Origin of the sequence: Burkholderia ambifaria AMMD (assembly GCF_000203915.1) — a bacterium.
Taxonomy (GTDB): domain Bacteria; phylum Pseudomonadota; class Gammaproteobacteria; order Burkholderiales; family Burkholderiaceae; genus Burkholderia; species Burkholderia ambifaria.
This window is the reverse complement of record NC_008391.1, coordinates 2,585,308-2,603,761: the sequence shown is the minus strand read 5'-3', so window position 1 is coordinate 2,603,761 and position 18,454 is coordinate 2,585,308. Positions and strand designations below refer to the sequence as shown.

Here is an 18,454-nt window from a genome sequence, read left to right as displayed (position 1 = left end):
CCCGCCCGTCTCGCCACGCCAATGAAAACGGCGGCGTGACACGCACGTCACGCCGCCGTTAGCTGGCGAATACTGTCAGGAGAGCGACCGAAACGATCGATGGGACACGTCCTAAATCGATGCACGGCGGTTCGAACTCAATGCGCGCCGCCGCTGCCGTTCACGCGCCCGGATCGACGCGCAGCACGAGCTTGCCGCGATGGTCGCCGTCGAACAGGCGATTGAGCACGTCGGGGGCGTTTTCGAGCCCGTCGGCCACGGTTTCCTCGGCCTTGAGACGGCCGTCGCGCAGCCAGCCGGCGAGCGTCTGCACCGCTTCGCGGCTCTTGCGGTAGTCGAGGATCAGGAAGCCGCGCATCGTGATGCGCTTCGAGATCAGCACGCCGACGTCGTCCGCCGCGCGGCCGCTGTTGTAGTTCGAGATCACGCCGCACAGTGCGACGCGCCCGCCGATCACCATCCGCGACAGCACCGCGCGCATCACTTCGCCGCCGACGTTCTCGAAGTTCACGTGCACGCCGTCCGGCGTCGCCGCCTTCAGCTGCTCACGGAAATCGTCGGCCTTGTAGTCGACGGCCGCGTCGAAGCCGAGCGTCTCGGTCAGGTAGCGGCACTTGTCCGCGCCGCCCGCGATGCCGACCACCCGCGCGCCGTGGATCTTGCCGATCTGGCCGGCGATCGAGCCGACCGAGCCGGCCGCCGCCGACACGACGAGCGTCTCGCCGGGCTGCACCGGCGCGATGTCGGTCAGCCCGTAGTACGCGGTCAGGCCGCTCATCCCGCACGCGCCGAGCAGCGTCGGCAGCGGCAGGCCCGACTGCGCGGGCAGCTTCACGAGCTGCGCGGCCTGGTCGGCCGCGACGACCGCATAGTCCTGCCAGCCGACGAGCCCCTGCACGAGGTCGCCTTCCGCGAAACCCGCGTGGCGCGACGCGACCACGCGCCCGATGCCGAGCGCGCGCATCACCTCGCCGATCGCGACGGGCGGCAGGTATTGCGGCACGTCGCTCATCCATACGCGGTTGGTCGGATCCATCGACAGATACAGCACGCGCACGAGCACTTCGCCGTCGGCGAGCGCCGGCACGGGGGTTTCGACGAGCGAAAAGTGTTCGCGGCCGACCCGCCCTTCCGGGCGCGTTTTCAGCAGCAGCTGGCGGTTCACGGGTGTCGACACGATGTTCTCCTCCGGGTGGTGTTATCGATTGCGCGTCAGACCGCGCACATGCCGCCGTCGATCACGAGTTCGGCGGCCGTCACGAAGCGGCTTTCGTCCGACGCCAGATAGACGGCCGCATGCGCGACGTCATCCGGATCGCCGAGCCGGCGCAACGGAATGCCGCGCGCGAGCTTGCGCGTCGCATCGCGTTCGCCGAGCGACTGGAACAGCGGCTCGACGATCCCCGTGCGAATGAACGCCGGGTGAATCGAGTTGCAGCGCACGTCGAGCTCGCGGCGCGCGCAATCGATCGCGACCGACTTCGTCAGCGACGCGACCGCGGCCTTCGACGCGTTGTACGCGGTGAATTCCGGCTCGACCTTGAACGCGGCCACCGACGAGATGTTGATGATCGACGCCGGCCGGCTCGCGCCGAGGTACGGCAGCGCATGCTTGCAGCCGAGCACGATGCTCTCGACGTTGATCGCCATCACGCGCCGCCACTCGTCGATCTCGATCTGCGCAGGCGTGCCGATCGACCCGACGCCCGCATTGTTGACGAGCACCGACAAGCCGCCCATCGCTTCGTTCGCCTGCGCGAGCAGCGCCTGCCAGTGTCCCTCGTCGCGCACGTCCTGCGTGGCCGCGAACGCGACAGGCGCCGCGTGCCCTGCATTGAGTTCGTGCGCGAAGGCGTCGAGCACGGCCGCGTCGGCGATGTCGGTCAGGAACACGCGCGCGCCCTGCTCGACCATGCGGCGCGCGATCGCGCGTCCGAGGCCGCCGGCGGCGCCCGTGATGTACGCGCACTTGCCTGCGAGGCGCGAGGAAACGACTGTCATGGGACCTGCTCCTATCGTGAATCGTCGTGGCGGACCGGTGCCGCGACGGCGGTTGCCGTGCGCCGGCCGACGGCCGCGCGGTTTGCGCGAGTATAGCGAGCCGGTCGCACCGCGCCGAACCCATCGGGCAGGCCGCCGCTGCACGCCCCGATCGAACGAACGCCAGCGTACGCGATTGCCGCCAATCGATGAAATGAATATTCGTAATGCCCAGTCATAGATGCGGCTGATGGCCTTCGCAGCCGCGGCCGCAGCCGGTGCAACGCGCGGGCGCAGGCGCAACGCGGCCGATTACCGCGAATACCGATGCGACGAAGGCCGCACGCGGGCGTTTGCCGATGACAGGGAACGAATGAAACGAGGAAGAAGGCGCGGGCAGCGCCGCGGCCACGACCGCATCCGGCACCGAGGCATCGATGCCCCGGAACCACCCGCCGTCAGAACCCGTCGCCGGACGCGCGCATGAACGCGCAGACTTGCGGGGAATGCGTGTCGATCATCTGCTGGAACGGTGCGCGATTGCCGTACGCGATGCCGGACACGAGCAGCAGGCAGACGGCCGCGACGCGCGGCGAGGACGAGCGCTTGTGCGCGTGGGCGTACGCGCGCAGGAACACGAGCGCGACCAGCGCGCCGAGCAGCCAGCCGACGACGACTTCGGGAATCGTGTGCGAATGGTCGAACACGCGCGCGACGGCCGTCACCGCGCCGACGGCGAGACCGGCCGCGACGCCCGGCGCCTTGCCCGGACGAAACGCCTGCCACAGCATCGACAGCGCGACGGTCCACACGGACGTCGACAGCATCGTATGGCCGCTGATCACGCGGAAATCGAACTGCGGGATCTCGACCCCGCAGCCCGCATAGAGAATCTTGGTGGCCCCGACCAGGCTCATGCCGGCCGCGAGCAGCACGATCCAGCGCACGGCGAGCCGCCAGTTGGACAGCGCGAGCCAGACCGCGCACGTCAGCGCGACCGGCAGGGTCAGCGCGGCGTCGCCGAGGTTGCTGATTTCACTCCACATAACACACATCGAACCGCTAGCGAAAGGGGGCAGTTTAACGCAAGCGCGCGCCGCGCCTGTTTCAGCCTGTGACAGCCTGTATCAGCCGGCGACACCCGAAATCAGCAGCAGGTTGGTGCCGGTGATGACGACGAACAGCGCCCATGCGGCGAACTGCATCTTGCGGCCGATCGCATGCTCGCCCATCGTTTTGCGATCGCTGACCGACTGGATCAGCGGCCACATCGCGAACGGCAGTTGCAGGCTCAGCAGCACCTGGCTCCAGACGAGCAGTTGCCCGACCGACCCTTCGCCGAGCCACAGCACGCCGATCAGCGCGGGCACCAGCGCGAGCCCGCGCGTGATCAGCCGACGCTGGTAGCACGGGATTTTCGTGTGCAGGAAGCCGTCCATGATCACCTGGCCGGCGATCGTGCCGGTCAGCGTCGAGCTCTGCCCGGACGCGAGCAGCGCGATGCCGAACAGCAGCGCGGCCGCGCCGCCCGCGATCGGCGTGATCAGCCGGTACGCCTGTTCGATGTCGGTGACGTCGTGCTGGCCGGTCGCATGGAACGCCGCGCCCGCGACGATCAGGATCGCCGCGTTGACGAGCATCGCGACGAACAGCGACACGCAGGTATCGATCCGCACCAGCGCGAGCGTGTCGCGAATCAGGCCGCGCGCGCCGCCGACGACATGGCGCGTCTGTACAACCGACGAATGCAGATACAGGTTGTGCGGCATGATCGTCGCGCCGACGATGCCGAGCGCGAGCACGATCGCGTCCTTGCTGTCGTGGCCGGGATTGCCCGGCACGAGCCCCTTCGCGACCGCATGCCAGTTGGGCGGCGTGATCGCGACCTGCGCGACGAAGCAGAACGCCATCGTCGCGATCAGCCCGAGCACGATCGCCTCGATCTGCCGGACGCCCTTGCCCTGCAGCCCGAGCACGATCACCGTGTCGAGCGCGGTCAGCACGATCCCCCACGCGAGCGGCACGCCGAGCAGCAGCTTGAATGCGAGCGCGCAGCCGAGCACTTCGGCGATGTCGCACGCGATGATCGACACCTCGGCGGTCACCCACTGCACGACGCGGCCGAAGCGGCCGTAACGATCGTAGCTGGCCTGCGCGAGATCCTTGCCCGCGACGAGGCCGAGCCGCGCGGCGAGCATCTGCAGGAAGATCGCGGCGACGCTCGAGAACGCGACGACCCACAGCAGCGAATAGCCGAATTGCGAGCCGGCCTGGATGTCGGTGGCCCAGTTGCCCGGATCCATATAGCCGATCGCGACCAGCAGGCCCGGGCCGAAGAAGCGCTTGAGCTTCATCCAGCGCGACGCGCCGGCGTCGATCGTGATACTGCCCTTTACTTCCGACGGGCAGAAGGGGGCGGTGGCGGTAGTGGGGAGCAAGGGCATGGAAACCGGGGATCGTGATCGCGACACGGTGATTTTACGGTCTTCCGCTCCGTTTTCCCGCGCGGCTCGGCGCGCCCGCCCCGATTCGCCCGCTCGCCGTCGGTTTTCGCGGGCCGCGGCGCGGGCTGCGGGTCGGACTGCGGATCGGCCGCCCCGGCGCCGTTCGTCAGGATCCGCTCGCGCTCGGCAATGCGAAATTCGGTCGGCGACATGAGCAGACGCTGGCGAAACAGCTTTGCCAGCCGCTCGCCGCTGCCGAAGCCCGTGCGCCGCGCGACCTTGTCGGCCGGCAGCGTCGTGTGGATCAGCATGTGGCACGCGCGCTCGAGCCGCACGTGCTGCACGAATTCGGTCGGCGTCACGCCAATTTCCTTCTTGAAGCGCCGCAGGAAATTGCGCTCGCTCATGGCGGCCGTCCGCGCGACTTCCGCGATCGAAATGCGGCTCGTGCTCTGCGCGCGCAGCCGCTGCGCCGACATCCGGATCGACGGGCTCGCGCTCAGCTCGCGAAACGCCCACATCGACTGCGTATAGCGTTGTTCGACCGGCCGCATCAGGTTGCTCGCGATCTCCTGCGCGGCGCTGTCGCCGAGATCGGCGCGGAACATGTCGAGCACGGCCGCGAACACGTCGGCCTCGCCGCCCTGCGGTTCGATCGTGACCGCCGCGCCGCGGGTGCGATCCGTTCGCGATTGACCGGCATCCGTCTGCCGCTGCGACGCCGCGAGCGTCGACAGGTCCATCGCATCGACGATCCAGCGCGCATGCCGATGAATGTCGGTCAGGCGGCGGCGCAACGCATCGCTCCAGTTGACCGACGCACGATCACCGTGAAGATGAAAGAACGCGCGCGCACGATGGCCGTGCTCGTCGCCGAGCGCATCGGCGGCGATCTGCACGCCGGACGACGATTGCAGCAATCCCCCGCTTTCGGATACGTACTTCAACTGGTAATCCGCACTGAGCGCATGCAGGCGATTCGCCAGGTTGAAGGCCTCGCCGAGACGCGCGGCCTGGGCCAAGGAAAACCCCGTACTCAAATAGACAACGACCCATCTCTGATCTGCTGCTTCCACTGACCAAGCCCCCGGACTGTTTCGACTTCTTGTATTACCGTCGAACTGTCAGGCTTATATTTGGTTTGGACACGTGCGACAGGACGGCTATCTCAAAATATGAAGCGACGGCATCTTAGCCGAAGGGGTCCTCTATTTGGCGCGAAATGGCCGACCGTGACAGCATGATGGCGGATTACTACAGGCTGTTGCCGAGCGCTGGTATAGCCACGTGGAAATACGCATGAAAGGCGCATGCGCGGCGTTGCCGATCCTCGCGATATTCGCGGCAACGCCGGGTGCGAACGAACGCGCGCATGCCACATGCGTTCCGTTGTCCGCGTGTCAATTAGAATCGCTCAACGTCCACCACGCCGACTTCGTCCGTGCCCGCCGATCATCGTCTCGACCTGAACCTGTTCCGCGTGCTCGACGCCGTCTACGTGAACGGCGGCATCGGCGCGGCCGCCCGCGCGCTGCATCTGACGCAGCCGGCCGTCACGCATGCGCTCAACCGGCTGCGCGCGCATTTCGACGACCCGCTGTTCGTTCGCCAGGGCAATCGCGTCGTGCCGACCGAGCGCACGCGCGCGATCATCGCCGACGTGCAGCTTCACCTCGCCGGACTGCAGCGCACCGCGCGCGACCCGTCGGCGTTCGACCCGGCGACGCTCGACCTGAGCATCGCGGTCGGCATTCGCGACGTAATCGAATCGATCGCGCTGCCACAGATCGTCGCCGCGTTCGCCGACGAAGCTCCCGGCCTGCGATTCGTGAGCCGCCGCGTCGCGGTGCATGACATCGAACGCGAACTCGCGTCGGGCAATCTCGATCTCGCCGTCGATCGACGCGTGCAAACCGGCCCGCGCATCGCGACCGAACACCTGCTCGACGATTCGCTCGTCGTCGCGATGCGGCACGATCATCCGCTGACGAGCGGCCCGCTGCGACGCGCCGACTATTTCGCCGCGCGGCATATCGCGGTGTCGCCGCTCGGCGAACCGCAATCGCTCGACGTGCTGCTCGGCAGCGACGGACGCTTCCGGCACATCCAGCTCGTGTGCCAGCATTACTTCGCCGCGTGCCAGATCGCGGCGGCGGGCGATCTGCTGCTGACGCTGCCGCGCTCGTATGCGCTGCGCATGGCGGCGCTGCTGCCGGTCGCCGTGCAGCCGCTGCCGCTGCGGCTCAAACCGTTTCCGCTGCTCGCGTACTGGCACGAATCGCGCGAGACCGACCGCGCGCATCAGTGGGTGCGCGAACGCGTCGCCGCGCTCGTGCGCGGGACTGCCGGCGTCGCCGTCTGATCCCGTCGAGCGTCGTCGAAGCACGCTGCGCCCGCGGTTTTCGGCAGGACGGTATGCTGACGGCTCGTACGCCGCGCATCGTCGCGGCCCCTTCTTTCCCGCTTAACGGAGACTTGCCATGCCGCTCATCCACGCTGCCGCCACCCTCGCCGCCGACGCGCCCAACTACGTCGTCCAGCTGCAGGCCGGCACGCATGCGCTGACCGGCGACGAAGCGCCGCGCGAAGGCGGCCAGGGCCTCGGGCCGGCGCCGTTCGAGTTCGTGCTCGCCGGCCTCGCGCAATGCACGGCCGCGACGCTGCGCATGTACATGCAGCGCAAGACGTGGCCGGCCGTGCGCATCGACGTGCACACCGAACTGCATGCCGATCGCGAAGGCCAGCAATACGTGCGCCGCACCGTCACGCTCGAGGGTCCGCTCGACGACGCGCAGCGCCAGCGCCTCGCGGAAATCTGCGAGAAGACGCCGGTGACGCTGTTCATCAAGCGCGGCACGCGCATCGAAACGACGCTGAGCTGACGCGCGCCGTGCCGGGCGTGCGGGTTGGGCGGGGGCGAACGGAATTCACACCGCTGCGCCGCACGCGATCGACGCATCACAAACAAAACGGGCGGGCCGCGCACGATGCGCGGCCCGCCCGTTTGCGGATATCGTCCGGCGCTTAAAGGCCGAGCGCGGACAGGTCCAGCTTGCCGTCCTTCACCGGCGGGCACCAGAAATACGCGCCCGTCAGCGGCCGCGTGAAGCGGAACAGGCCGTCGACGATGCCGTCATCCGCGCCGCTCATCCGGCGCATCTGCACGTCGAACGCGCGGAACGAACAACCGAACGCGACGAAGTAGAGCCCGGCGCGACGCGCATCGGACCACGGCGACGAACGGCGCAGCATGAACGCCTCCGGCTCGAAGCTCTCCTGCGCGGTGCGCTTCACGTGCGCGAACTCGGGTGCGTCGTCGAGTTCCTCGTTGTCCGAGCGGCGGCGCCCGATGATGTGATCCATGTCGCCCGACGCGATGCGTTCCATCTGGTCGAAGTCGTGCAGCCATTGCTGAACCGCGACGAAGCTCGACCCGTCGAGCCCGGCGCCCTGCCCGGTGACGATCGCCGCGGCGAGCGCGTCTTCGCCGGTCGGGTTCTCGGTGCCGTCCTCGTAACCCGACAGGTCGCGATCGTTCGAATAGCGGAACCCGTCCACCGCGTCCTGCAGCGCGAATGCCGGCGCCAGCGCCCGCTCGATCGCCCGCGTGCGCAGCACGAGATCGCCGCGATCGTCGCCGCGCAGCCAGACCCACACGTCGGCCGGCGTGATCGGCAGCGTGCGGTCGTTCACCGCGAATGCCGGGTATTCGGTCAGGCCCGGCACCGGGCGCCCGAGGTGCGCGGCCAGCGCATGCCCGAAGCCGGCGACCGTGCCGCGCCCGTCGACGAGCTCGCGCAATGCCCTCAGCGCCGTTGCCACATTGGCGTTGTCCGAAATCGTGAAAGTGAGGTACCGGGCCGCCGTGTCGATCGGAGCCAGGATGCCTTGCTGAACGTCGCTCATCGTTTCCTCAGGAATGTATCGGGGGTGAATCCGCGGGGCCGCTGCGGCCGGCGCGCAACCGCAAAGTGTAATCGATGCGGCACGCCGGCCTTTTTACTGTGCGGCGCCACACCGCGGAACGCACGCGGGGGAAAAGGGCCGAAGCGTCGCATACGCTGACCGGCCGACCGTATCGACGCTGCAACGCCGCATTCGTCAGACGTTGCGGCGAGTCCCGCACTGCTGATAAACTCCCTACACGTCTTTTCGACGCCCTTTCAATCATTCACTTCAGGGAGGTGCAGATGTTCCGAATGCCAGCAGCCTTCCCGAACGTGGTCTCGCGACGCGGCTGATCCAGCCCGTCGTCCGCGCCGGCTCCCGGGTTCTTCGCTGACCCGCCGGCCCGCGCACTTTCCCGACAGCCCGTCTCATTCCGCCCGCGTCGTTCGCGCGGCCCGGCTGTTGCGTTTTCGACGTTCTCCGAACCGGAAAGTCCCGTCGCGCGATGCGCCGGGCAACGAAATATGACCAGAAAAACCACCCATCTGGGCGGCCAGGCATTCCAGGCCGTCTTCGGCTTCACTTTCCGCTACTGGCGCAAGCAGCCGGTACGCATCGCGACGATCACCGCACTCGCGCTGCTCGGTGCGCTCGCCGACGTGCTCACGCCGCTGTTCGCCGGGCGCCTCGTCGATGCGCTGTCGACCGGCCTGACCGAGCGCGCCGCCGCGTGGCATTCGGCCCTCGCCGCGTTCGGCACGCTGGCCGCGCTCGGCATCGCCGCGACGCTGCTGCGGCAAGGCGTCTACCTGAACATCATCACGCTCACGCTGAAGATGATGAGCGAGATCGCCGCCGCGTCGTTCCATCGCGTGCAGCGCTTCTCGACCGACTGGCACGCGAACAGTTTCGCGGGCTCGACCGTGCGCAAGATCACGCGCGGGATCTGGGCGCTCGACCTGCTGAACGACACGGTGCTGATCGCGCTGCTGCCGTCGGTCACGATGCTCGTCGGCGCGACCGTGCTGCTCGGCACGCACTGGCCGGTGATGGGGTTCGTCGTCGGCGCGGGCTCGCTGCTGTACATCTCGGTGACGGTCGCCGTGTCGCTCGGCATCGTCGCGCCGGCCGCGCGGCTCGGCAACATGTGGGACACCCGCATGGGCGGCGCACTCGCGGACGCGGTGAGCTGCAACGCGGTCGTCAAGGCGTTCGGCGCGGAAACGCGCGAGGAAGCGCGGCTCGCGCGCGTGATCGGCAAGTGGCGTCAGCGCACGCGCCGCACGTGGGTGCGCGGCACGCTCAACGGCGGGCTGCAGGGTGCGATGCTCGTCGCGATGCAGGCGGCGATGATCGGCGTCGCGCTGCGGCTGTGGGCGAACGACGAAGCGAGCGTCGGCGACATCGCATTCTCGCTGACGATGTTCTTCATGCTGCAGGGCTACCTGCGCGACGTCGGCATGCATATCCGCAACCTGCAGCGCTCGGTCAACGACATGGAAGAGCTCGTCGCGCTCGAGCGCCAGCCGCTCGGCATCGACGATCGTCCCGGCGCGCCGGCCATCCGGATCGGGCAAGGCGAGATCCGCTTCGAGCACGTGACGTTCCGCTACGGCAATCATCCGGTACCGCTGTACGACGACTTCTCGATGCGCATCGCGCCCGGCGAGCGCGTGGGCCTCGTCGGTCATTCCGGGTCGGGCAAGACGACGTTCATCAAGCTGATCCAGCGCCTGTACGACGTGTCGGGCGGCCGCATCACGATCGACGGCCAGGACATCGCGCAGGTGCGGCAGGATTCGCTGCGCAGCCAGATCGCGATCGTCCAGCAGGAGCCCGTGCTGTTCCACCGCACGCTGGCGGAGAACATCGCGTATGCACGCCCCGACGCGAGCCGCGCGGAGATCGAGCGCGCCGCGCGTCTGGCCAGCGCGCACGACTTCATCGTCGCGCTGCCGGACGGCTATGACACGCTCGTCGGCGAGCGCGGGATCAAGCTGTCGGGCGGCGAACGCCAGCGCGTCGCGATCGCGCGTGCGTTCCTCGCGGATGCGCCGATCCTGATCCTCGACGAAGCGACGTCGAGCCTCGACAGCGAAAGCGAGTTGCTGATCCAGCAGGCGATGGAACGGCTGATGGTCGGCCGCACGACGCTCGTCGTCGCGCACCGGCTGTCGACGGTGCGCTCGCTCGACCGCCTGCTCGTGCTCGATCGCGGCAAGGTGATCGAGGAAGGCAGCCACGACGCGCTGATCCGCATCGACGGCGGCACATATCGCCGGTTGTTCGAGCGGCAGGCGCTGGAGCTGGCGAAAGGGCTCGCCGATTCGCCGCGGCGCCTCGCGGATCGCGATGCCGGGCCGCTAGGGGAGCCGGCGAAGGTGTGACGCAAGCGCGTCGCGACGCGACGCAATGCGGCCCGGCCCGGCGGCGCGGTCATCGCCGCCGGATCGGGTCGACACAGATCCGGATCGAGGCCGTGCCGCGCGCACGGCTTTTTTTACGTCCACCGCACGTGCCCGCCGGCGCCGAACCGCGCGCCGCGGCGTGCTCGCCGCCGAGATCACTTATCATGTCGGCCAGCCAATTTGCGACAAGGGATCGATCATGTTTACAGGCATTGTTCAGGGCGTGGCGACCATCGGCGCCATCAAGGATCACGGCGAACTGAGAACGTTCAGCATCGAATTCCCCGAGCGCTTCACCGACGATATCGAGATCGGCGCGAGCGTGTCGGTCGACGGCGTCTGCCTGACGGTCACGACCATCCACTCGCCGGTGCTGATCGACTTCGACGTGATGTTGCCGAGCCTGCGAATCACCACGCTGGCCGACCTGACGACCGGCGCCCGCGTCAACGTGGAGCGGGCCGCGAAGGACGGCGCGGAAATCGGCGGACATCCGCTGTCCGGTCACGTCGACTTCATGGGGACCATCCTGCACATCGCGTCCTCCGAACACAATCGGATGATCCGCATCGGCGTGCCGGCCGAATTCAAACGCTATGTCTTCGCGAAGGGCTATATCGCGATCAACGGCTGCAGCCTGACCGTGTCGGACGTCAATCGCGACGAAGGCTGGTTCGAAGTCTGGCTGATTCCCGAAACGCGCCGCGCGACCACGTTCGATGCGAAGGGCGTCGACGCCAAGGTCAATATCGAGATCGAGCGTAGCACCCAGGTCGTCGTGGATACGATCCGCGAATCGGTCAAGGAAACGCTCGGCGAATTGAACGGCGTCGTCACCGCGCTGCTGGCGGAAAAAGGCATCGATATCGAGGAACTGCTGGCGCGCAATGTCGCGCGGCTGCCGAAGCAGTAACGTGGGATTACCCGCGTGCTAGGTGATCCGCTGGATCACCGAGTACCGGCTGCCGTCGAAAAACACCTCGATCCACGGTTCCGATTCCTCGAACGTCCAGAGGACGAGTTCGAGATCGACCGGCTCGTCCCCGTCGTCGGGCCACGGCATGTTCCACCCGCCCGCGACGGCCACCACGCCGCCCGTGTAGAGCGGGCATTGCGCGATCCACTCGCGCGCGTAGTCGTGCGCGGCCGTGCCCTCGAAGTTGTCGTTGAATCCCCAGTCGCGCTGCCAGCCATGCGCGTCGAGGTAGGCGCCGATCGCGGCGGAGCCAAAGCGGAACACCGCATCGACCGGCGGCAGCGACATCGCGTCGGATCGGCACAGCGGGCGGTCTGAACGGACAGGTTGCGTAGTAGTTTCCACGTGGCCTGACGCATCGCTTGCGTCGAGATGCACGTTCAGCCACATGCCGTCACGCTCGATGGAGATGCACAACGCGCCGGCGTCGACCCCGTGCCAGTAGCCGGTGACGGGTTCGCCGTCGTCCGCGAAGCGGTATTGACGGGATGGCCTGGCGAGGCGCCGCGCTTCGATCAGAAAGTCTTCCAGCGTCATTGAATGTCGTTCTCCTCGCTTCTTGGGCCGCAGGTACCGCATGGGCGCGTCGGGCGATCGACCACGACCGGATACGGACCGTGTTCACCCGATGGCATCGACGCCACGATAAACCGTTCGATGTCGGCCGCCACGTGTTCGGGTGGGCCGTCGCTCGCAAACCGCTTGCAGTTCAGGCGCATGAACGCGGGGAACCGATCGCGGATCTTGCGCATCTCGTCGTCTTCATTCGCATTCAGATAAGGCCGGGACATTTGCCGGCCCACGACCAGTTTCGCGCAGCGTTCGAGATCGAACGAAGGCAGCAGGAGTGCGGTGTATCCGTCCTCCTCGATGCCACGGCGAAGCGCCGGATAGGCCGGCGCGACCTCGGGCGGATACAGCATGAAACCAGACGACATCACGCAGATCGTGGGCACCGAAGTACCGCGCTTGAGTTGCTCGTACAGCCTGACGTTGTGCGCGGCGTATTCGACATAGCCGCGGTCCCGGATGAAGTCGGCGATGCTCCCGTGCGCCGCCAGGAAGTATTGATCTACGTCGAGGCACCGCCAGTTCAGGCGCGCCGCGACGAGCGCCCCGACCGTGGTCTTGCCGGCGCCGCCCGGCCCGATCAGATGTACCAGCAACGACAGGCCCTCCCTCCGACATCGCATGCATCGCGCTCCCGCAGGAGCGGCGACGAATCTGCCTTCCGCGCCCGCATCACTCCACCTCCACCTGCGCGCCCTTCCCCACCGCCACCCGCTGCGCGCGATAAATCCCCGCGTGCCCGGAAAACAGATAGGCGACCACGCAGGCCACGATCGCATACACGCCGACATCCGCGCCGAACAGTTCGATCGCCATGATCGTGGACGCGATCGGCGTGTTGGCCGCCCCCGCGAACACCGCGACGAAGCCGAGCCCGGCGAGCACCGGCACCGGTAGCGCCAGCACCTGCCCGAGCGCGTTGCCGAGCGTCGCGCCGATGTAGAACAGCGGCGTCACTTCGCCGCCCTTGAATCCCGACGCGAGCGTGACGACGGTGAACACGAACTTGCCCGCGAAATCGTAAGCCGGCAGCGGCCCGTGAAACGCGGCCTCGATCGTCGGAATCCCGAGACCGAGATACTGCGGCACGTTCAGCACGGTGGCCGCCACGGCCACGATCGCGCCGCCGAGCACCGGCTGCAGCGGCGCATGGCGGACGACGCGCCGGAACCACGCGGTCAGCGCATGCGTGGCGAACGCGAACAGCCGGCCGACGACGCCGAACGCGACACCCGCGACGACCGTCGCGGCCAGCCCCGTCGCCGACACGGCCGGCACGAACGGAATCGCATAGACGGTGTGATGCACGCCCCACGCGCGGCACACGACGTCCGCGACGATCGCGGACGCGACGCAAGTCAGCAGCGCGTCGTACCGGACGCGGCCGATCGCGAGCACCTCGAGCCCGAACACGGCGCCCGCGAGCGGCGTACCGAACACCGACGAGAACCCGGCCGCGATGCCGCCCATCAGCAGCACGCGCCGATGTTCGCGATCGAGCCGGAACAGGTGCGTGACGCGATCGGCGAGCGCGCCGCCCATCTGCACGGCCGTCCCCTCGCGCCCGGCCGAGCCGCCGAACAGGTGCGTGACGACAGTCGCGACGAGCACGAGCGGCGCCATCCGCTTCGGCACGAGCGCCTTCGGGTCGTGAATCTCGTCGATCAGCAGGTTGTTGCCGCGCGCGACCGACTGGCCGAACCGGTGGTAGACCCAGCCGGTCGCGAAGCCGGCGGCCGGCAGCCCCCACAACAGCCACGGATGCGCGACGCGCGTGCCGGTCGCCCAGTCGAGCGCGAGCAGGAACAACGCGGAAGCCGTGCCGGCCAGCGCGCCGAGCAAGGCCGAGAGCGCGAGCCAGCGGCACACGTAGCGCACGGTCGCGAAAAAATCGGCAGAAGTCGAGAAAAACATGATTTCCAGATTCGACAGGACATCAAAACCTGGGCGGCAGAATACCGCATGGACGGCCTGCGACCTCCTGACGACCCAGGAACACGCAGGCATCATCAGCCGGGCGAACCGGCGGTTGAGGGCCGAACCGCACGCGAGGCGCCGGGATCGACCGCAGGGAGGCATGCCATCTCCGCTGGCGGCGATTGTACGCGATGCCGCACATCGCACGCAATGCGGCCCGGCCGGGCCGCCGCGCACCGTCAGTCGAGCGGCACGCGCGTCACGCGCGAGATCAGCTGCGGCGCGATCCGGTCGAGCGGCAGGATCGCGGACGCCGCGCCGATCGCCGCGGCCGCCTTCGGCATCCCGTAGACCGCGCTCGTCGCCTCGTCCTGCGCGATCGTGTAGCAGCCCTTCGCGCGCATCGCCTTCAGTCCCAGCGCGCCGTCGCGCCCCATCCCGGTCAGCAGCACGCCGAGCGCGTCGCCCTGCCAGCCGTCGGCGACGCTGTTGAAGAACACGTCGATCGACGGCCGGTACGGCGTCTCGGCCGGATGCCGCGTATAGCCGAGCACGCCGCGCGGCGACAGGCACAGGTGGTCGTTGGACGCCGCGAGCAGCACCTCGCCCGCCTGCGGCACGCTGCCCGGCCGCGCGACGCGCACGGGCAGCCGTGTATAGCCGTCGAGCCACTCCGCCATGCCGAGCGCGAACGCCTGGTCGACATGCTGCACGATCACGAGCGCGGCCGGAAAATCGGCCGGCAGCGCGCGCAGCAGCGCGGTGAGCGCGGTCGGCCCACCCGCCGACGCGCCGATCGCGATCAGCGTCGGCTGGCCGCGCGCGGGCGCCGGCACGGGCGGCACGAGCGTCGCGGTCCGGCTTTCGAGCAGCCGGCCGATCTGGTCGATCTTCGCGAGCAGCGGCTGCGGCGCGGCATCCGACGGCAGGCCGAGCGCGAGCGTCGGCGTGTCGACCGCGTCGAGCGCGCCGGCGCCCATCGCCTCGTAGACCGACGACGTGTTCGCGCTGACGCTCGCGGTCACGATCAGGATCGCGCACGGCGCGCGCGCCATGATCTGCCGCGTCGCGGCCACGCCGTCGAGCTTCGGCATCACGAGGTCCATCAGCACGAGGTCGGGCGGATGCGCGACGCAGAAATCCACGGCCTCGTCGCCGTCGGTGGCCACCCACAGCACGCGGTGATCGCTGCGCCGCGCGATCACGCGGCGCAGCGCCTCGACGGCAAGCGGCAGATCGTTGACGATCCCGATGTTCATCCGCGTGCCCCGCCGATCAGGTCGTGCACCGCATCGAGCAGCGCCTCGTCGTGGAAACTGCTCTTCGCGAGATAGTAGTCGGCGCCGGCATCGAGCCCGCGCCGGCGATCCTCGTCGCGATCCTTGTACGACACGATCATCACGGGCACCCGCTTGAGCGCCGGATCGCTCCTGATCAGCGTGACGAGCTCGATCCCGTCCATGCGCGGCATGTCGACGTCGGTGACGACCAGGTCGAACGCATCGCTGCGCACCGCGTTCCAGCCGTCCATCCCGTCGACCGCGACGGTCACGTCGTAGCCGCGCTTTTCCAGCAGCTTGCGTTCGAGCTCGCGCACCGTCAGCGAATCGTCGACGACGAGCACGCGGCGGCGCCGGTCGGCCCGTGCGAGCTGCGGATCGCGCGTGAGTTTCGCGAGCTGGCCGCCGCGCACGAGCTTGTCGACGGAGCGGATCAGATCCTCGACATCGACGATCAGCACCGGGTCGCCGTTCTCGAGCAACGCACCGGCCGCGATGTTCTGGATCTTCTGCAGGCGGCTGTCGAGCGGCTGCACGACGAGCATCCGTTCGCCGAGGAAGCGGTCGACGGCGACGCCGTACAGCTCGGGCTCGCCGCCGACGACCACGACCGCCGTGCTCGTGCGCGTGACGGCGGGCTCCCCCGCATCGAGCAGCTGGTGCGCGCCGACGAGGCCCGCACGCCGGCCGTCGAACGGAAAATGCGGCTGTCCTTCGAGCACGTCGATGTCGTCGTGCGACAGTTCGAGCGTGCGGCGCACGTGCGCGAGCGGGAACGCGTACGGCTCGCCGCCGACCTCCACCAGCAGGCTGCGGATCACCGACAGCGTGAGCGGCAGCTGCAGCACGAAGCGCATGCCCGCGCCGGGCTCGTTGAAGATGCGCACCGCGCCGCGCACGCCGCGCACCATTTCCTGCACCGCATCGAGGCCGACGCCGCGTCCCGACACGTCGGTCACCGCATCGCGCATCGAGAAGCCCGGCAGCAGCAGGAATTCGAGCAGTTCCGGATCGGACAGCCGCGCGGCCGTCTCGTCGTCGGTCAGGCGCTGGCGCACGACCGCCGCGCGCAGCGCGTCCATGTCGACGCCCGGCCCGTCGTCGATCACGCTGACGAGCAGCGAGCCGGCGCTGTGTCGCGCTTCGAGCGTCACGCTCGCCTCGGCCGGCTTGCCGCGCGCGCGACGCGCATCGGGCGAGTCGACGCCGTGATCGATCGCGTTGCGCAGCAGGTGGCCGAGCGGCGCGTCGAGCAGGTCGAGGATGTCGCGGTCGACCTGCGTGCCTTCGCCGACGATCGAGAAGCGCACCTGCTTGCCGAGCGAGCGCGCGAGATCGCGGACGATGCGCGGATACGCGCGCGTCGCGTCGCCGAACGGGCGCATCCGGCATTGAAGCGCCTCGTCGTACAGTTGCTCGGCGATGTGCGTGCTGCGGCGCTCGAAGCGGTCGAATTCTTCCATGCGCTCGGCAAGCGAACGCTGTACGTCGTTGAGCATGTGCCGCACTTCGTTGACCGACGCGAGCACGCCCGCATCGAGCTCGTCGGCGAACCGTTCGTACAACAGATCGAGCGAGCGGGCCGCGTCGCGCTGCGCACGCTTCACGCGCAGCATCGATTCCGCGAACGGCTTGAGCCAGCGCGATTCGACGAGCGACTCGCCGGACAGGCTCAGCAGCCGGTTCAGCGTATCGGCCCGCACGCGGCGCATCGCGCCCGCGCCGGCCGCACGTCCCGCCGGGACCGGATCGGGCACCGCCGCCGACAGGGCGAGCGGCGGCACCGCGGCGCCGGCCCCCACGGGCTCGTTCGCGGCGCCGTCGTGATCGCGAAACGGCACGCTGGACGGCGGCGCCGGCGGCGGCGCGAAGGTCGGTGCCGGCATCGCGTGCGCGCCGTCGGCGCCCGTGAGCGCCAGCGCGAACGCGTCGATCTCCGTCGACGACACGGGCGGCGCCTGCGGATCGGCGACGCGCACCAGCAGGTCGACGCCGGCGAGCAGCACGTCGACATGCGTGGCCGTCAGTGCGATGGTGCCGGCCTGCGCGGCGACGAAGCATTCTTCCATCCGCCCCGCGATCTCGACGCCGAGCGGCACGCCGACGATGCGTGCGGCGCCCTTCAGCGAATGCGCGGCGCGCATGCACGCCTCGAGCGCGACGGAATCGGGCTCGCCCGATTCGAGCGCGAGCAGGCGTTCGGACAGCGCCTGGGTTTGCGTGCGCGTCTCCTCGCGATACAGCTCGAGCAGCGACAGGTGGCTCAGATCGTCATCGCCGCTCATCGCATGCTCCGTGTGACGGCGTCGAACAGCCGGTCGTCGTCGAGCAGGCCCACCGACTTGCCGCGCCACGACAGCACGCCGCGCGACAGGCCGGCGCTCGCGCGCCCGACCGTCGCCGGCACGGGCACCCATTCGGATGCGCCGAAGCGCAGCACGCCCTCGACTTCGTCGACCGGAAACACCACCGGCTCGCCCTGGTGCGCGGCGACCAGCAGTCGTGTGAACCGGCCGTCGCCGCCGCTGCTGCCGCCGCTGTTGCCCGCCTCGAGGCCGAGCAGCGCGCCGATCGAGATCGCGATGCGCAGCGTGCCGCGAATGTTGACCACGCCGCGCACGGCCGAATGGCGGCGATACGGCAGCGAATGGATCCGGCGCGTGCCGGCGATCTCGCGCAGCACGCCGATCGGCAGCGCGAGCCATTCGTCGGCGACGCGAAACGCCAGCGCCGCCTGGCGCGTATCGTCGGCGCCGTGCGCGCCGGTCGCGTCGAACGTGCTGATCCGCCGGGTGGCGTCGGCCATCTCGGCCGCGCCGAGCGGGCGCTCAAGCAGTTTCGCCGCGTGATACGCGTACACCGGGCAGTTCAGGCAGCGCAGGCAGTCGGCCAGCCGCTCGCACGAGCGGTCGCCGCGCGTGCCGATCCGGTTCCAGCAATCGTCGACGCCGATCGTCGTGTCGTCAGTGGCAACGGCGTCGCGGTTCATTC

16 protein-coding genes and 1 riboswitch are annotated in these 18,454 nt (G+C 68.8%); of the genes, 4 read left to right on the top strand and 12 right to left on the bottom strand.

The features are described 5' to 3' along the window. Positions 1-160: 160 nt before the first annotated feature. The 5 genes from BAMB_RS27575 to BAMB_RS27550 form a co-directional block, all read right to left on the bottom strand. Positions 161-1,177: an NADP-dependent oxidoreductase gene (locus tag BAMB_RS27575; RefSeq protein WP_011660441.1), complete on the bottom strand. Its 1,017-nt coding sequence runs from the start codon at positions 1,175-1,177 to the stop codon at positions 161-163. Positions 1,178-1,212: 35 nt separating this feature from the next. Continuing rightward, positions 1,213-2,001: an SDR family oxidoreductase gene (locus BAMB_RS27570; RefSeq protein ID WP_011660440.1), complete on the bottom strand. Its 789-nt coding sequence runs from the start codon at positions 1,999-2,001 to the stop codon at positions 1,213-1,215. Between the two features lie 437 nt (positions 2,002-2,438). Further along, positions 2,439-3,026, bottom strand: coding sequence for a phosphatase PAP2 family protein (locus BAMB_RS27560; RefSeq protein WP_041491614.1), 588 nt, complete (start codon positions 3,024-3,026; stop codon positions 2,439-2,441). Positions 3,027-3,107: 81 nt separating this feature from the next. Further along, entirely contained in the window at positions 3,108-4,424 is a 1,317-nt protein-coding gene (locus BAMB_RS27555; RefSeq protein WP_041491613.1) for an Nramp family divalent metal transporter, read from the bottom strand. Continuing rightward, positions 4,373-5,446, bottom strand: coding sequence for a helix-turn-helix domain-containing protein (locus BAMB_RS27550; protein ID WP_041491612.1), 1,074 nt, complete (start codon positions 5,444-5,446; stop codon positions 4,373-4,375). Before BAMB_RS27550 ends, BAMB_RS27555 begins: the two co-directional genes overlap by 52 nt. A gap of 419 nt (positions 5,447-5,865) precedes the next feature. Between BAMB_RS27550 and BAMB_RS27545 the strand changes: the two genes are divergently transcribed. Continuing rightward, positions 5,866-6,786 carry a LysR family transcriptional regulator gene (locus tag BAMB_RS27545; protein WP_011660436.1) on the top strand — a complete coding sequence of 307 codons (921 nt, stop codon included), beginning with the start codon at positions 5,866-5,868 and terminating at the stop codon, positions 6,784-6,786. A gap of 118 nt (positions 6,787-6,904) precedes the next feature. Then, positions 6,905-7,306: an OsmC family protein gene (locus BAMB_RS27540; protein ID WP_011660435.1), complete on the top strand. Its 402-nt coding sequence runs from the start codon at positions 6,905-6,907 to the stop codon at positions 7,304-7,306. 142 nt (positions 7,307-7,448) lie between these two features. Here BAMB_RS27540 and BAMB_RS27535 read toward each other — a convergent pair whose 3' ends face one another. Continuing rightward, on the bottom strand, positions 7,449-8,330 hold the full coding sequence (locus BAMB_RS27535; RefSeq protein ID WP_011660434.1) for a Dyp-type peroxidase: 882 nt from the start codon (positions 8,328-8,330) through the stop codon (positions 7,449-7,451). Between the two features lie 506 nt (positions 8,331-8,836). On the opposite strand from BAMB_RS27535, the gene BAMB_RS27530 reads away from it, so the two are divergent. Both BAMB_RS27530 and BAMB_RS27525 read left to right on the top strand, forming a co-directional pair. Further along, positions 8,837-10,699 carry an ABC transporter ATP-binding protein gene (locus BAMB_RS27530; RefSeq protein WP_011660433.1) on the top strand — a complete coding sequence of 621 codons (1,863 nt, stop codon included), beginning with the start codon at positions 8,837-8,839 and terminating at the stop codon, positions 10,697-10,699. Between the two features lie 220 nt (positions 10,700-10,919). Beyond that, complete coding sequence (locus BAMB_RS27525; RefSeq protein WP_011660432.1) at positions 10,920-11,633, top strand: riboflavin synthase; 714 nt, start codon at positions 10,920-10,922, stop codon at positions 11,631-11,633. An 18-nt stretch (positions 11,634-11,651) separates the two neighbouring features. Here the strand turns inward: BAMB_RS27525 and BAMB_RS27520 are convergent, their stop codons facing one another. The 6 genes from BAMB_RS27520 to BAMB_RS27495 all read right to left on the bottom strand — a co-directional run bounded on the left by BAMB_RS27520 (position 11,652) and on the right by BAMB_RS27495 (position 18,452). After that, positions 11,652-12,233 carry a hypothetical protein gene (locus BAMB_RS27520; protein ID WP_011660431.1) on the bottom strand — a complete coding sequence of 194 codons (582 nt, stop codon included), beginning with the start codon at positions 12,231-12,233 and terminating at the stop codon, positions 11,652-11,654. Then, positions 12,230-12,862: a shikimate kinase gene (locus BAMB_RS27515; protein WP_227739357.1), complete on the bottom strand. Its 633-nt coding sequence runs from the start codon at positions 12,860-12,862 to the stop codon at positions 12,230-12,232. The genes BAMB_RS27520 and BAMB_RS27515 overlap by 4 nt, the downstream gene beginning before the upstream one ends. 76 nt (positions 12,863-12,938) lie before the next feature. After that, on the bottom strand, positions 12,939-14,180 hold the full coding sequence (locus tag BAMB_RS27510) for a voltage-gated chloride channel family protein (RefSeq protein WP_011660429.1): 1,242 nt from the start codon (positions 14,178-14,180) through the stop codon (positions 12,939-12,941). A gap of 79 nt (positions 14,181-14,259) precedes the next feature. Continuing rightward, positions 14,260-14,363: riboswitch (Fluoride riboswitch) on the bottom strand. Between the two features lie 59 nt (positions 14,364-14,422). Beyond that, positions 14,423-15,442, bottom strand: coding sequence for a chemotaxis response regulator protein-glutamate methylesterase (cheB, locus tag BAMB_RS27505; protein ID WP_011660428.1), 1,020 nt, complete (start codon positions 15,440-15,442; stop codon positions 14,423-14,425). Beyond that, a complete protein-coding gene (locus BAMB_RS27500; RefSeq protein ID WP_011660427.1) occupies positions 15,439-17,748 on the bottom strand; it encodes a hybrid sensor histidine kinase/response regulator in 2,310 nt (769 codons plus the stop codon). The genes cheB and BAMB_RS27500 overlap by 4 nt, the downstream gene beginning before the upstream one ends. After that, positions 17,745-18,452 (bottom strand): chemotaxis protein CheW, encoded by a 708-nt coding sequence (locus BAMB_RS27495; RefSeq protein WP_041491611.1) that lies wholly within the window; start codon positions 18,450-18,452, stop codon positions 17,745-17,747. The genes BAMB_RS27500 and BAMB_RS27495 overlap by 4 nt, the downstream gene beginning before the upstream one ends. Between the last annotated feature and the right edge of the window lie 2 nt (positions 18,453-18,454).

Bases quoted from the DNA above. Each gene is read 5' to 3' on its own strand.
- BAMB_RS27570 (WP_011660440.1), bottom strand. From the start codon at position 2,001: ATGACAGTCGTTTCCTCGCGCCTCGCAGGCAAGTGCGCGTACATCACG.
- cheB (WP_011660428.1), bottom strand. From the start codon at position 15,442: ATGAACATCGGGATCGTCAACGATCTGCCGCTTGCCGTCGAGGCGCTG.
- BAMB_RS27510 (WP_011660429.1), bottom strand. From the start codon at position 14,180: ATGTTTTTCTCGACTTCTGCCGATTTTTTCGCGACCGTGCGCTACGTG.
- BAMB_RS27540 (WP_011660435.1), top strand. From the start codon at position 6,905: ATGCCGCTCATCCACGCTGCCGCCACCCTCGCCGCCGACGCGCCCAAC.
- BAMB_RS27520 (WP_011660431.1), bottom strand. From the start codon at position 12,233: ATGACGCTGGAAGACTTTCTGATCGAAGCGCGGCGCCTCGCCAGGCCA.
- BAMB_RS27555 (WP_041491613.1), bottom strand. From the start codon at position 4,424: ATGCCCTTGCTCCCCACTACCGCCACCGCCCCCTTCTGCCCGTCGGAA.
- BAMB_RS27525 (WP_011660432.1), top strand. From the start codon at position 10,920: ATGTTTACAGGCATTGTTCAGGGCGTGGCGACCATCGGCGCCATCAAG.
- BAMB_RS27535 (WP_011660434.1), bottom strand. From the start codon at position 8,330: ATGAGCGACGTTCAGCAAGGCATCCTGGCTCCGATCGACACGGCGGCC.
- BAMB_RS27495 (WP_041491611.1), bottom strand. From the start codon at position 18,452: ATGAACCGCGACGCCGTTGCCACTGACGACACGACGATCGGCGTCGAC.
- BAMB_RS27500 (WP_011660427.1), bottom strand. From the start codon at position 17,748: ATGAGCGGCGATGACGATCTGAGCCACCTGTCGCTGCTCGAGCTGTAT.
- BAMB_RS27560 (WP_041491614.1), bottom strand. From the start codon at position 3,026: ATGTGGAGTGAAATCAGCAACCTCGGCGACGCCGCGCTGACCCTGCCG.
- BAMB_RS27530 (WP_011660433.1), top strand. From the start codon at position 8,837: ATGACCAGAAAAACCACCCATCTGGGCGGCCAGGCATTCCAGGCCGTC.